This is a genomic window from Pseudoglutamicibacter albus (assembly GCF_031458175.1).
In the GTDB taxonomy this organism is placed as follows: Bacteria; Actinomycetota; Actinomycetes; order Actinomycetales; family Micrococcaceae; genus Pseudoglutamicibacter; species Pseudoglutamicibacter albus.
In genome coordinates, this window is the sequence record NZ_JAVDXX010000001.1 from 1,765,658 (window position 1) to 1,778,955 (window position 13,298).

The window sequence follows — 13,298 nt, forward strand, 5'->3', positions numbered from 1 at the left end:
AGCTATCGAGATGCTCTGACGAGCAGATAGATCAAAAAGGGGGCCCCGAATGCACCGGTAATAACGCCGACGGGGTAACGCGTACCGAAGAGGTATTGACCGGCTAAGTCCGCGGCAAGTACTAAGAGGGCTCCGACCAATCCTGATGGCACTATGAGGTTCGCGCCGGGCCTGAATATCCGAATCGCGATGGGGCCTGCCATGAATGCGACAAATGAGATTGGTCCGGTTGCGGATGTCGCCACTGCGATGAGCATGACGGCTCCGACAACTAGAGCCCCACGAAGCAAGTTCACGCGCAGTCCGAGTGAGGTGGCAACGTCGTCTCCAAGCTCCAAGATTGATAGCTTATGCGCGCCAATCAATAGCAACGGCGTCACGGCTAGAACCGTAATAACTAGCGGAAATCCGCGCTCCCAGGACATGTTATTCAACGACCCAGTCAACCAGCGTGTTGCCGTCGGCAGGTCCCACGCGGAAGCCTTCGACAGTACGTAGGTGGTCCACGCCTGCAACATCGCGGCAATGCCAATTCCCGTTAGAATCAGGCGGGTGCCAGTAAACCCCGATTTCAACGCCAGCAGGTAGGTCAGCGCAGCCACGCCTAACGACACCATTAGCGCCACCGTTGACACGGCCGCCTGAGAGGCATGAAATAGCACAATCATGGTCGAGCCGGCAGCGGCCGCACCAGCGGAAATACCGATAATGTCCGGTGAAGCTAACTGGTTTCGGAGCATCGTTTGGAAGATGATTCCTGATACGCCAAATGCAAAGCCGGCGACAATTGCAATCGTGGCGCGTGGTAGACGTAGTTCGCCCACTGCGAAGGATGCACCGGGAACAGTGTCACCCTTGATGACGCTGACGACGTCGGCAAGGGTATAGAAAGAATCTCCAAACATGAGACTCAGCATCCACAGCGCGGCCGTAACCGTTGCAAGAACCACTAATGTGAGCGTAAAACGAATTCGGGCTCTGCCACGTTGTTCTTGGATAGAGTTCGCTAGTTCGCTGACCCTATTCCGGGGGCACATGTCGGGAACGAGGTGTGTCATAGGTCCCGCATCCTTGTCTGTCGCACGATCCAAATAAACAGTGGGGCTCCGATGAGAGGCATGATGATGCCGACTGCGATTTCGGATTGGTCACCGACGAGGCGCCCAACAGTGTCAGCAAGCGTGAGTAATACTGCTCCTGTCAGGGCGCTTGCTGGGATGAGAACGCGGTGGCCGGTCCCAAGGACCATCCGTAGAACGTGGGGGACGATGAGACCGACGAAAGCAATCGGGCCAGTGACGGCAGTGGTGGTTGCGCAGAGCAGCACCGCCCCGAGTGTTGCCAGGACTCGCGTACGGGTTAAGTTGATGCCGAGGCTGGTGGCGACATCATCGCCAAGAGAGAGCGCGTTGAGCCCGCTGCTGGTTAAAGAGACGATGACGAATCCGAGACCAAGCAAAGGAAAGGCGATCTTCAGTGATTCCCACTGCGCACCGCTGACGGAGCCAATTTGCCAGTTGCGGAACGCGTCCATGACATCGGCTCGCGGCAACAGAATGGCACTGGTCAAGCTGGATAGGGCGGCGGCCGTGGCAGCTCCGGCAAGAGCTAGTTTGAGTGGAGTGGCTCCGCCGTGGCCGATTGATCCCACGCAGTAGACAAACACTGCAGCCGCGAATGCACCCATTGATGCAATCAGCATTGTCGGCATCGTGCGACTGATGTTGAAGAAGGTGATACCGATAACAACTGCTAATGAAGCGCCGGCAAGAACGCCGAATATTCCGGGGTCTGCGAGTGGGTTTCGAGTGACAGCTTGAAATGCTACGCCCGAGGTGGCCAGCGCTGCACCCGCGCACAGTGCTAGCACTGTGCGCGGGATGCGTGTCCATGCTGCTGCCTCTCCCGCGGTGTCGGTAGATCCACCTAAGGCGGAAAGCGCCTCGGTTAACGTAATACTGCGTACGCCAAACATCACCGAGACGACCACCGATATCAGTCCAAGTATCAGCAAAAAACCGAATACAGCTGACTTGGTGGTAATCGAAGGCCGGGGAACGGACTTTGCTGAAACAGCGTGGACAGAGGTTGGCACTGTTACTTCTTCAACCCTTCGTTAAGCGCTCCAAAGTAACGGTCGATGCCCCAAGGGATAGCGAGCGGTGAGGGGTTCGCGGAGGCTCCTAGTGGGCCATCTTCAAGGAAGGCAATGTTGCCGTTCTTCACCGCTGGAATCTTGGAAAGCAGTGGATCTGCCTGCATATCCTTGACCTTCTTTTCCTCCTCGGCTTTATCGCCCGAGGAGTAGGAGATGATGAGATCGACATCATCGAATTGCTCCGGGTTCTCAGTAGAGACTTCTACCCAGAAATTGTCGGCAGTCTTGGACTTTTCCTCGACGATCTTCGGCGCTGCAAGACCGTGGTCCATGAGGAATCCCATACGAGGATCTTCTGTGGAGTAGAAGCTAAGCTTGGATGGGTCTGAGCCGTTGCCGGGGGTGGCAAAGAGTGCCTTCTTACCCTTGAGGTTCGGGTATTTCTCAAGCGCGTCGGCGATAGTGGCATCCAGGTTCTCAGACAACTTCTTGCCTTCATCGGCCTTACCGATCGCCTTGGAGCTAATCAGAACCATGTCTTCCAATGATGTGCCCCATGCCATGTCTGGGTAGGCAATGACGGGTGCAATCTTGGAGAGTGTTTCGTAGTCCTCCTTCGAGATTCCGGAGTAAGTGGCAAGAATAATGTCGGGCTTTGTTTCTGCGACTTGTTCAAACGGAATGCCGTCGGTTTCATCGAAGAGCACCGGCTTCTTGTCGCCGGAGTCTGCGCCGAGTTCCTTCAGCTTGTCTTCAACCCATGGAAGGATGCCATTGTCGTCATCGTCGCCGTAGGTGGCCTTGGTCATACCAACGGGTACCTGTCCCAGAGCAAGTGGGACTTCTTGGTTCGCCCAGCCGACACACGCAATTCGCTGCGGAGCCTCTTTGATAGGGGTCTCCCCGAACCGGTGTTTGATGGTTATAGGGAACTGCGTGGTGGAATCCGAGGCGCTGACGCTACTGGTGTTGTTTTCGCTACTCGCCTCGTTGCTTCCGCAGGCTGTCATAGTGAATGCAATAGCACCGCTGGCCACCGCGGCCGTCAGGGTTTTAAAGATTTTCTTCACGTCGGTCCTTTGTTGTGTGCGGAGAGTTTCGGTGGGTGCCTCCGAGTCCAGCAGTTCGCTGTACTTCGGAAAGAGTAACATAAGGTTAGGCTAACCTAATAAGAGAAGCAACGTCGGACTTAAATTGTCGATATGTGTTGAAGTGACCCTTAGAGGTGCTGCAAAGCACGCCCACGTCAGACCTTCACCGCACGAACAACAAGTCTGAGCCTGCCTGGCGAAGGTCGGGGCCACTGGCTGTTTCGCTGCAAACAGATAGGTTTAGATGGGGCCTCCGCCGAGGCCTCACAGTGGATCTACCTGGCTGCCTGCGGAAGGAGACGCTGAATGGGCAACGTTTCGGCGATGCTTGGTGTACTGTCCGGCTTCACAGCTATCTGGGTTGTGATCGTGGTCGGCTACATTGCCGGAAGGCTCAACGTCTTGGGCCCCGAAGGCCGCTACGTCCTCAGCCGGCTCACGTTCCTCATCGCAAACCCTGCCCTACTGTTCCAAACGATCGCGCGAGCCGACATCTCCGTGATCTTCGGGCCGCAAGTGTTCATCGCCGCGATCGGCGCGTTCACCGTCATGGCCCTCTACGTGCTCATCGCACGCCTAGCCCTCAAACGAAAATCCGCTGAACTCACCGTCGGCGCGCTCTCAGCCTCCCAGGTGAACGCCGCTAACCTCGGCATCCCCATCGCGATCTTCGTGCTCGGCGACGCAACCTATTCAGTCCCCGTCCTGTTGTTCCAGCTCGCGATCCTTCAACCGCTGTCCCTCATATTCCTCGACGTTCAAACCCAACGGGTCAGCGCCGGAATCCTCGGTGTGCTCAAAGGCATCGCAACCAACCCGCTGATCCTCGCTTCACTCGCCGGTGTCATCGTAGCCACCACCGGAGTGAGCATCCCACAAACCGTGATGAACCCCATCGAAATCATCGGCGGAGCCGCCGTCCCGGCGATGCTCATGGCGTTCGGCATCTCCCTCGTGGGTTCCAAGCCGCTCCAGCACGGCAGCGGCCGCCGGGTCGACGTCGTGCTCGTGCTCACCTTCAAACTCATCGTGCACCCGTTGATCGCGTGGCTCCTGGCCGCCGTCGTGTTCCAGCTCGATTCCGCCGGCATCTTCATGGCCGTGATCCTCGGCGTGCTCCCCACCGCCCAGAATGTTCAGACCACCGATTTAGTAACGCCATGGTGAGGATCGAGTAACGCCCGGGTGAGTATCCAGTAACACCCGGGCGTTTGGGGGGTGGGCGGGGTTAGTGGGTTAGGCGCATGTTGTCTCCTTCTAGTGTGATGATCTCGGCGCCGAAGGCGAGCCGGTTGAGGATCGACTCAGCGATGACAGCGTCGGGGATGGACTTGCACCATTCGATGGGGGCGAACTGGGATGTCACGATGGTCGCTCCTCGGTTTTCTCGTTCCGCAATGATGGTCAACAGTTGGTGCGCGGTGGCTTCATTGATCGGGGTGGTGAGAAAGTCATCGAGTACGAGGACATCGGTGTTGTGAATGGCTTCGAGGAACTTCACGCGCTCAGGATCCGAGTGATGCAGCACGGCGAGTTGGTTGGCCAACGAGTCGGTGCGGAAGAACTTGGCGGAGTAATCCTTTCGGCACGCTGCATTGAGCAGTGCTTGGGCGAGGTAGGTCTTGCCAACGGAGGATTTGCCCAGGATGACGACGTTTTTCGAATCCTGGCACCATTGGCATTGAGCAAGTCGGGTGATTTGCTCTTTGTTGATGTTGCGGCTGGGCGTGTAAACGATGTCTTCAACACAAGCATCGGGGTTTGGCGATCGTGATGCTTTGAGCAGTTTGTTGACTCGTCTTTCGTGCCTGGCTGCGACTTCTTTATCGAGTGCGTAGAGGATTTTGTCTGAGAAGCTCCACTGGTCGAATGCTTGGTCCGCGGCAATGTCGATGACTGTGCGGCCGAAGGCGGTCATCCGTAGTTGTGTGAAGATGGGCAGTACTGATTCGTCTAAGAATCGTGCGGTTGTTGATGCTGGTTGTGGCGCATCCATGGGTTAGTTGTTTCCTTTCTTCGTGAGGTTTTCGATGCTGAACTGCTCCGCGCCGCCGAGGTACGCACCGCGCGTATCACGCGGGATAGGTGCTGCTGCAGTGTTGGTGGAGGTGGCAGCGGCATCTCGCGCGTTGGGGTCAGGCTGTGTGGTGGTGCGTACCGTGTCTTCTTTGCGTACGGCTGCCATCATGTTTTTCACGGCGGTGTAGGACACTGCCTGACGTCGGCCTTCAAGGTCGACGAGCCGCCGGCAAGCTTCTTCCAAGATGGGCTTGTTGTCGTGTTTTCCCATGGAAAGCACGTTGCGGCATGAGAAGAACGCTTGTGCTTTGATTGGGCGCGCATCCATAAGCTCAGCGATGACCCGGCGGGTGTGCGGCCCTACCCTGGCAGCTTCGCGTAGGAAGTATTCACAGGTCCAAAGCCCATGGGTGTTGGCCATCTGCGGCGGGATATGGTCGGTGTCGGTGACGAAGGTGCCGCGTTGGTGCGCAAGCGTATGTACTGCTTGTCGCTCGCCGGCATCGAAAACCGTAAGCGTGTTGCCGGTGATACGTACATCAACAGTGCGGCCGACAAGTGTGTAGGGCACGGAGTAATGCACGCTGCCGACGACGATATGGAAGTCGGGAGCGACTTTGGCCCGCTTCCATTCCGTGCGCTGCCACCGCTGTTTGGGAAGGTCAGTGAGCAAATCAGCCTCAAAGTCTTCAAACAGCTGCCGCCGACTGATGGTGTTGCCGCGAAACGGGGTGTGCGCATTAATCGCGTCAACTCGTTTGAGTATGCGACTGTTGAGCTCATCAAGGCTGACGCACTGGTGGTCGTCAAGGGCATGGATGACCTTTTGGGTCACAATCTTGACCGCTGCCTCAACATTGGCCTTGTCTTTCGGCCGTCTTGCCCGCGCTGGCAGCGCAGCGGTGTTGTAGTGCTCCAGAAACTCCTCGTACGTGGTGTTGACACGACGATTGCGATCGGCAGCGCTTATCGCGTTCGATGCCGTCGAGGCGTTGTCCGGGACGATGACCTCTGCCACCCCGCCGAAGTACTCAAACGCCTGCATATGCGCGTCCAGCCACGCTTGTTGGCGTTCATTGCTACACGCACAAGCAAACAGCATCCCGGAATACGGTAGCGAAGCGACAAACACACTGAGCTTGCTTGGACGGCCCCCGGTGGGGTCAAACAGGCGCATCTTCGTTCCTGCCCAGTCCACCTGCATTGTGTGAGCTGGTGCGTGCACGATCCGGGCGGTTACCCCGGTGGCATCAACATGCTGTGCGACAAGCTGGCGAAACCGCTCGTAGCTGTAGTACCGCTGCCCGGGCAGCGCTGGCGTTGAGGTGTACTTGCCCCACAGGACCTGCAGCGTGGTCTTATGTCTTCCGGTCCGTGCTTTCACCACGGAATCGAAATCGATCGGGACGAACACACCCTGACCTGTGGATCTTCCGTCATGAAACAGCACAGCTACGGCTTCATCATTAAGCCCAGCAATCTGGGCCGTGGTCGTGATCTGCTCTGCTTGCAGCACTTTACGAACTTTTTGCACCGTGGAATGCGAGCATCCCATCGTCGCTGTGATCTGGCGAACGGACCAGCCTTTGAGCACGAGGTCCATCACCGCCCTGTAGTCAGTCACAATCGGACTCCTTTGGCAATGCCGCGTGCCCTGAAGTCACGCGGTCACCAAAGAGTTTCCCCGAAAACAGCAGTGTTACTCGATACTCACCATCGCGTTACCCGATACTCACCACGGTGTTACTAAATGCACGCGCGCAATAGTCAAAGCGCGCGCAATCACAAGCAAGTCCCGGCCAGCGGCTGTTTTGGGTCGTTGTGTAGTGAACTGGGTGACCCGTCTTGAAGCATGCACCAAACAGCGTTGATGTTTCGTGTCAGGCCACTGAGTACGTAAAGCTTTCGCGAAACCAGTCCCGCCGTCAGACACGACCATATAAGGAGCCGCGATCCGCTTCATCAGCCCCTGGTACGCCCCGGAGTGCTCAGTCTTAGCGAGATACCAGCCGAGGACGTGCTGAGGTGCAGACGCAATCAAAACAACAGCTTGACGCCCCAGGTAAATACCATCGATAAACACCACAGGGTGAACTTCATCAACGGTTGGGAACACCGGCCACAAGTCCCAACACCAGGCAGTGTGACGACGGAAGGTACGTCCTCCGCCAGGCATATCCCGCATCAAAGTACGACCCAGCAGCCATTTCATGAATTGTTTGAACTGGTGCGTACGCTTGTCGATTTGTTGCACTTGAGAAATGCCACAAACCCGGCAACGCCAACGGGTTTTACCAGAACTGGTGTGACCGCCACGATGCAAACGACGACGACAAAAAGGGCAGTGAGGAACGTTCATTCAGCCAGACTGGCAAAAATGAAACCTTAAACACGGGTAATGCGCGTAAACACGGGCAACGAACGCTATTTATGCCACACATTTTGTCCAGGTAACAAGTTTTGTGGGTAAAAGATGAAACCCGATTCTGCCGCGTAAACACAGGGGAAAACCGGGATTTTTGCCACACATTCTGACCTATAACCCCAACAGGAGCATGACGGCTAGATCGAGAAAAACAAAGACCGGCCCTGGGCTCCCACCAAAATGGGTAGCGGTACCGGTCATGTTGGTATTCAGGCTAGGCGATGACACCTAGCTGTGCAACGGTGAGGGCTCGACAAGCCACTCGATAATGTTTTTGTGTTGGATCCCGTCGCGGCTCATGTCGAACTGGTCCATGCTCAGCACGGTTTTCGGGAAGTTGTCGGTAACCCCGCGAAGGGCACCGAACTCGCGGTCGACGGTGTTTTGGCTGCCGAGCAGGTAACTCACCTGGAAGTACTCGGTGTCGGAACCTTTGCGGGCGATGAAGTCAATCTCGCGCGCGCCGGCTCTTCCGACACTTACCTCGTACCCGCGCGCAAGCAGCTCCACGCACACGATGTTTTCGAGGGTCAGCTCAATGTCGGCCTGGTTCGAAAGGCCGAGCGTTTCACGAAAACCGTGATCCACCGCATAGTACTTCTCAGTTGCCCGAAGCCTCGCCTTCCCCGCAATCTCAAAGCGCGGAACCCGATAAATCAAGAAAGCGTTCACGCAAAACTCAAGGTAGTTCAACACGGTATCAACCGAAACGGTGCGCCCCTCGCTTTTGAAAAAACGCACCAGTGACTGCGCCGAGAAGGTTTTTCCAATATTTGCGAAGCAGTAACCGACGATGCGGTGAAAAATGTCGACGTCGCGGATCTGGTGATACTCAATCACGTCTTTGAGCACAACCGAGTTGTACACCGAGTCAAGGTAGTCGAGCGAGGGTTCCCGGTCGAGGTTGAAGTATTTCAACGCCGGGAAACCGCCGAACTGCACAAAGTGCTGGAAGTGTTCGCTCAGTGTGCGGTCGCTTTGGCGGTGCAGCTCGACAAATTCCGCAAACGAAAACGGTTGGATCAAGAACTCAACGTAGCGACCGGCAAGATGTGTGGCGAGATCACCGGAAAGCATGCGCGAATTCGACCCGGTGACATAGATATCTGCGTCATAGTCGACGCGGATCGCGTTGATGGCTTTCTCCCAGTCGGCGACCTGCTGAATTTCGTCAAAGAAGAAATACGCGCGGGTGTTTTTGTTGAGGTTTTCGGCTTCGATGCGCCGTAGCAGCGCCGCTGCGTCTGTGATGTGAAGCCCGTCAGCGGACTCAAAATTCATCGCAAACACTTGTGGATCAGCGCTGCCCGCGCGAATCACTTCTTGCAGCTGCTGCAGAATCGTAGATTTGCCGCAGCGACGCACACCGGTGAGCACCTTCACGAGGGGTTTGTCGATAAAGGGCTGGATCCGCGAAAAGTATCTCGGGCGTTCAATGATTCTGTCCACCACAAACCTCCCTGTTTTGTCGAGTATAGTCGACAAGCTGCTACTTTGCGGAGGTTTTGTCGATCTTAGTCGACAAGAATCGCGCTGGCTCGGGCACAAAACAGCGCACCGCGGGAAGGTTGCCGGCGTGTGCCAGCGTCCAACCCGCGGTGCGCTATTCGGACGGTGCGGCCCGAATCGAGCCGCTGAGCCCTCGAGCCGTTAAGCCCTTGAGCCTAGAAGTCCCAGTCGTCGTCGGTGGTGTCTTCGCCCTTACCGATGATGTAGCTCGATCCTGATCCACTGAAGAAGTCGTGGTTTTCGTTGCTGCCAGGTGACAGCGCCGCGAGAATCTCAGGGTTCACTTCGGTCTCTTCAGCGGTAAACCGCGACGGGTAACCGAGGTTCATCAGCGCCTTGTTCGCGTTGTAACGCACGAACACGGCAACGTCGTCCATCAGGCCGAGCGGCTCGTACAGCTCACCCGAGTACTGCAGCTCAAGCTCGTAGAGCTCTTCCAGCAGGTCGAAGGTGAACTTGCGCATCTCTTCCTGACGCTCTTTGCTCTGCGTCTCGAGTCCGCGCTGGTACTTGTAACCCGAGTAGTAACCATGCACTGCCTTGTCACGCAGAATCAGGCGGATCATGTCTGCGGTGTTCGTCAGCGTCGCGTGCACCGAGAAGTGCAGCGGCAGGTAGAACCCTGCGTACAGCAGCAGCGACGACAGCAGCGTCGAAGACACTTTACGCTTGAGCGGATCATCGCCGTAGTAGTGGTGCAGCACCTTCTTGCAGCGTTCCTGCAGCAGATCGTTGGCAACTGCCCAGCGGTAGGCGTCGTCGATTTCCGGGGTACTCGTCAGCGTTGAGAACACCGAGGAGTACGAGCGGGCGTGCACCGACTGCATGAACGCAATGTTGGTGTAGACGGCCTCTTCGTGTTCGGTGCGGGAGTCTTGGATCTGCACGATCTCACCGACAGTTGCCTGCACGGTGTCGAGCATGGTCAGACCGGTGAAGACGCGCATCGTGAGGGTGCGCTCTTCCTGGGTCATTTTCTGCCACGCGGGGATGTCGTTTGACAGCGGCACCTTCTCTGGCAGCCAGAAGTTCGCGGTCAGACGGTTCCACACCTCGAGGTCTTTGTCGTCGGTGACGCGGTTCCAGTTAATGGGGCGCAGCCGGGCTGTCGGGTCGTGGCGGTACGACGGCGGGGTGACCGAGATCTCTTGCAGCGGGCGGTCGGTGTTCAACGGATCAGTCATAGTTCAATAAAGCTCTTTCACTAATGGTGTCTGGTGGTCAGTGCGCGGAGTGCGCGGACGGCGCGCGGTGCGCCCGCGCGCGCAGCACGGGCGCACACGCGGGCGCGAACGCGACTACAGCGCGCAGGAAACGCAGCCTTCGATCTCGGTTCCCTCGAGCGCGGGCTGGCGCAGGCGGATGTAGTACAGCGTCTTGATGCCCTTGCGCCACGCGTAGATCTGCGCGCGGTTGATGTCGCGAGTGGTCGCCTCGTCTTTAAAGAACAGCGTGAGCGACAGACCCTGATCCACGTGCTTGGTCGCAGCAGCGTAGGTGTCGATGATCTTCTCGGCGCCGATTTCGTAAGCGTCTTCGAAGAACTCGAGGTTGTCGTTTGTCATGTGCGGAGCCGGGTAGTACACGCGGCCGAGCTTGCCCTCTTTACGAATCTCAATCTTCGAGGCGATCGGGTGGATCGAAGCCGTCGAGTTGTTCACGTAGCTAATCGACCCGGTCGGTGGCACCGCCTGCAGGTACGCGTTGTAGATACCGTGTTCGCGGATCGACTCGCGCAGCTGTTCCCAGTCCGCAACCGTCGGCAGCGCAACTCCAGCCTCGGCGAAGAGCTCACGCACCCGCGCGGTTTCTGGCACCCACTCCTCGGCCGTGTAACGGTCGAAGTAGCTGCCGTCAGCGTAGTCGCTCTTCTCGAAGCCCGCGAAGGTCGCACCGCGGTCAATCGCCAGCTGGTTCGAAGCGCGCAGCGCGTGGTAGGTCACCGTGCGGAAGTACGCGTCGGTGAAGTCAATTCCCTCTTCGCTGCCGTAGTGGATGCGCTGCGAAGCGAGGTAGCCATGCAGGTTCATCTGGCCGAGGCCGATGGCGTGTGACGCACGGTTACCCTCGGCAATTGACGGCACCGCCTGAATGTCGGTCTGATCCGACACACTCGTCAGCGCCCGCACCGCAATCTCAACGGTTGCGCCGAAGTCCGGGCTGGCCATTGCCTGCGCAATGTTCAGCGAGCCGAGGTTGCACGAAATGTCGTGACCGATCGTCTCGTACCCGATTGCGGCGTCGTACTCAGAGGCGGTGTTCACCTGCAGAATCTCCGAGCACAGGTTCGACATGTTGATGTGCCCCTCGAGCGGGTTCGCACGGTTCACAGTGTCTTCGAACAGCACGTACGGGTAGCCCGACTCGAACTGCAGCTCAGCGAGGGTCTTGAAGAACTCGCGCGCGCTGATCGTGGTCTTGCGGATCCGCGGGTTCGCGACGAACTCGTCGTAGCGCTCGGTGATTGACTGATCCGAAAGCGGAATACCGGTTTCGCGAAGCACATCGTAGGGGCTAAACAGGTGCATATCTTTGTTCTGCTTAGCCAGTTCGAAGGTCACATCCGGAATCACAACCCCAACCGACAGGGTCTTAATGCGGATCTTCTCGTCAGCGTTTTCACGCTTCGTGTCGAGGAACCGCATAATGTCGGGGTGGTGCGCGTGCAGGTACGCAGCGCCTGCGCCCTGGCGAGCGCCGAGCTGGTTCGCGTAGCTGAAGCTGTCTTCGAGGATCTTCATCACGGGAACAACACCGGAAGCCTGGTTCTCGACCTGCTTAATCGGGGCACCCGCCTCGCGGAGGTTTGACAGCAGCAGCGCCACACCGCCGCCGCGCTTGGACAGCTGCAGCGCAGAGTTAACGCTGCGGCCAATCGATTCGAGATTGTCTTCAACGCGCAGCAGGAAGCACGACACGAGCTCGCCGCGCTGTTTCTTACCCGCGTTCAAGAACGTCGGAGTTGCCGGCTGGAAACGGCCCGAGAGGATCTCGGTGACCGTCTTCGAAGCCAGTTCCTCGTCACCCTGACCGAGGAACAGCGCCGTGGCAACAACTCGCTGCTCGAAGTTTTCGAGGAAGAGGCTGCCGTCGAAGGTTTTCAGCGCGTAGGAGGTGAAGAACTTAAACGCACCGAGGAAGGTCTGGAACTTGTGCCCGAAAGCGTCGGCCTGTTCGTGGAGGCGCTCGACGAAGTCCTTGTCGTAGGCGCGCAGGTATTCGGCTTCGTAGTACTCGTTTTCGATCAGCCACTCCAGGCGTTCCCACACCGAAGCGAACTGCTTCGTGTTCGGGATGACCTGCTGGTTCAGGTAGGCCTCCGCCGCTTCGTGATCCTTGTCAAACTGGATCGACCCGTCCGCCGCAAACAGGTTCAGCTGGGCGTTGAGCGCGTGGTAGTCCTTCCGCTCGCCGACCCCGCCAACCCGTGCAGTGTTGGGGGTGGTTGTTTCTGATGGTGTGGCGATCGTCATGCGACGTCCTCCTCATTTGCTTCTGCTTCTAATGTGTTCTGTCGTGCCCAAAATTCGTCTAAACCAGCCTTGACTCGAGCAACGTCGCGGTTGGTGCCAAGAAGTTCAAAGCGGTACAGCTCAGGAACTTTGCACTTGGCTGAGATGATCGGTCCTGCGATGCAGTAGTGCTCACCGAAGTTGGTGTTCCCCGCGGTAATCACGCCGCGGATCAGCGCGCGGTTTGCAGGATCGTTCAGGAACGTAATCACCTGCCGCGGCACCGCCCCGGCCTGCGCTCCGCCGCCGTAGGTCGGAACCACGAGCACGTAGGGCCTGGTCACTCGGATCATTCCCTCTGTGCGCGGTCGGAGTGGGATCCGCACCGCCGGGCGCTCGAGCTTCTCGACGAAGCGGAGGGTGTTCTCCGAAACGCTCGAGAAAAACACCAGGTCAGGTGAATCTTGCCCCTCGAGCACTCGCACCTCCGCGACGCTTCGTGTTCGGCCTTCCCTGCGTTCACTCATCAGCATGTTCTCCTCTCAGCATTTGCACCTCAGCAATCCCACCCCTACATCTAGTCCTGACCCACATTGCGGGCACAACATATAGTGTTTAGCACGAATACTCTCACAAATCTACGACACGCCGAAGTGCAGACTACGTCGTACCGAACCCAAGACTCAAAGGGGATACTTATGGTG

General features: G+C 57.6%; 11 protein-coding genes. 1 reads left to right on the forward strand and 10 read right to left on the reverse strand.

The genetic code is table 11. The features are described 5' to 3' along the window. Positions 1-2: 2 nt before the first annotated feature. From J2S67_RS07800 to J2S67_RS07810, 3 genes are all read right to left on the reverse strand, one after another. Positions 3-950 carry a FecCD family ABC transporter permease gene (locus J2S67_RS07800; RefSeq protein ID WP_310247846.1) on the reverse strand — a complete coding sequence of 316 codons (948 nt, stop codon included), beginning with the start codon at positions 948-950 and terminating at the stop codon, positions 3-5. A gap of 104 nt (positions 951-1,054) precedes the next feature. Then, positions 1,055-2,095: a FecCD family ABC transporter permease gene (locus tag J2S67_RS07805; RefSeq protein ID WP_310247848.1), complete on the reverse strand. Its 1,041-nt coding sequence runs from the start codon at positions 2,093-2,095 to the stop codon at positions 1,055-1,057. Between the two features lie 2 nt (positions 2,096-2,097). Next, complete coding sequence (locus J2S67_RS07810; RefSeq protein WP_310247850.1) at positions 2,098-3,168, reverse strand: iron-siderophore ABC transporter substrate-binding protein; 1,071 nt, start codon at positions 3,166-3,168, stop codon at positions 2,098-2,100. A 327-nt stretch (positions 3,169-3,495) separates the two neighbouring features. Here J2S67_RS07810 and J2S67_RS07815 point away from each other — a divergent pair, with 327 nt between their 5' ends. After that, positions 3,496-4,356 carry an AEC family transporter gene (locus J2S67_RS07815; protein WP_310247851.1) on the forward strand — a complete coding sequence of 287 codons (861 nt, stop codon included), beginning with the start codon at positions 3,496-3,498 and terminating at the stop codon, positions 4,354-4,356. A gap of 61 nt (positions 4,357-4,417) precedes the next feature. On the opposite strand, the gene J2S67_RS07820 is transcribed toward J2S67_RS07815, so the two are convergent. The 7 genes from J2S67_RS07820 to nrdI form a co-directional block, all read right to left on the reverse strand. Next, positions 4,418-5,185 (reverse strand): ATP-binding protein, encoded by a 768-nt coding sequence (locus J2S67_RS07820; protein ID WP_310247853.1) that lies wholly within the window; start codon positions 5,183-5,185, stop codon positions 4,418-4,420. 3 nt (positions 5,186-5,188) lie between these two features. Further along, positions 5,189-6,832, reverse strand: a complete 1,644-nt coding sequence (gene istA, locus J2S67_RS07825) for an IS21 family transposase (protein ID WP_052048583.1) — start codon at positions 6,830-6,832, stop codon at positions 5,189-5,191. Positions 6,833-6,940: 108 nt separating this feature from the next. Further along, a complete protein-coding gene (locus tag J2S67_RS07830) occupies positions 6,941-7,567 on the reverse strand; it encodes a transposase (protein ID WP_141742505.1) in 627 nt (208 codons plus the stop codon). Positions 7,568-7,861: 294 nt separating this feature from the next. Further along, positions 7,862-9,118: an ATP-binding protein gene (locus J2S67_RS07835; protein WP_310247857.1), complete on the reverse strand. Its 1,257-nt coding sequence runs from the start codon at positions 9,116-9,118 to the stop codon at positions 7,862-7,864. Positions 9,119-9,297: 179 nt separating this feature from the next. Continuing rightward, positions 9,298-10,326, reverse strand: a complete 1,029-nt coding sequence (gene nrdF / locus J2S67_RS07840; protein WP_082784698.1) for a class 1b ribonucleoside-diphosphate reductase subunit beta — start codon at positions 10,324-10,326, stop codon at positions 9,298-9,300. 114 nt (positions 10,327-10,440) lie between these two features. Continuing rightward, positions 10,441-12,615 (reverse strand): class 1b ribonucleoside-diphosphate reductase subunit alpha, encoded by a 2,175-nt coding sequence (nrdE, locus tag J2S67_RS07845; protein WP_016664110.1) that lies wholly within the window; start codon positions 12,613-12,615, stop codon positions 10,441-10,443. Then, positions 12,612-13,127 carry a class Ib ribonucleoside-diphosphate reductase assembly flavoprotein NrdI gene (gene nrdI, locus J2S67_RS07850; protein WP_019174207.1) on the reverse strand — a complete coding sequence of 172 codons (516 nt, stop codon included), beginning with the start codon at positions 13,125-13,127 and terminating at the stop codon, positions 12,612-12,614. Before nrdI ends, nrdE begins: the two co-directional genes overlap by 4 nt. Positions 13,128-13,298 lie beyond the last annotated feature (171 nt).

What these genes read in the sequence shown, in the direction of transcription:
- J2S67_RS07815 (WP_310247851.1), top strand. Translation starts at nt 3,496, where the DNA reads ATGGGCAACGTTTCGGCGATGCTTGGTGTACTGTCCGGCTTCACAGCT.
- J2S67_RS07820 (WP_310247853.1), bottom strand. Translation starts at nt 5,185, where the DNA reads ATGGATGCGCCACAACCAGCATCAACAACCGCACGATTCTTAGACGAA.
- J2S67_RS07830 (WP_141742505.1), bottom strand. Translation starts at nt 7,567, where the DNA reads ATGAACGTTCCTCACTGCCCTTTTTGTCGTCGTCGTTTGCATCGTGGC.
- nrdF (WP_082784698.1), bottom strand. Translation starts at nt 10,326, where the DNA reads ATGACTGATCCGTTGAACACCGACCGCCCGCTGCAAGAGATCTCGGTC.
- nrdE (WP_016664110.1), bottom strand. Translation starts at nt 12,615, where the DNA reads ATGACGATCGCCACACCATCAGAAACAACCACCCCCAACACTGCACGG.
- nrdI (WP_019174207.1), bottom strand. Translation starts at nt 13,127, where the DNA reads ATGCTGATGAGTGAACGCAGGGAAGGCCGAACACGAAGCGTCGCGGAG.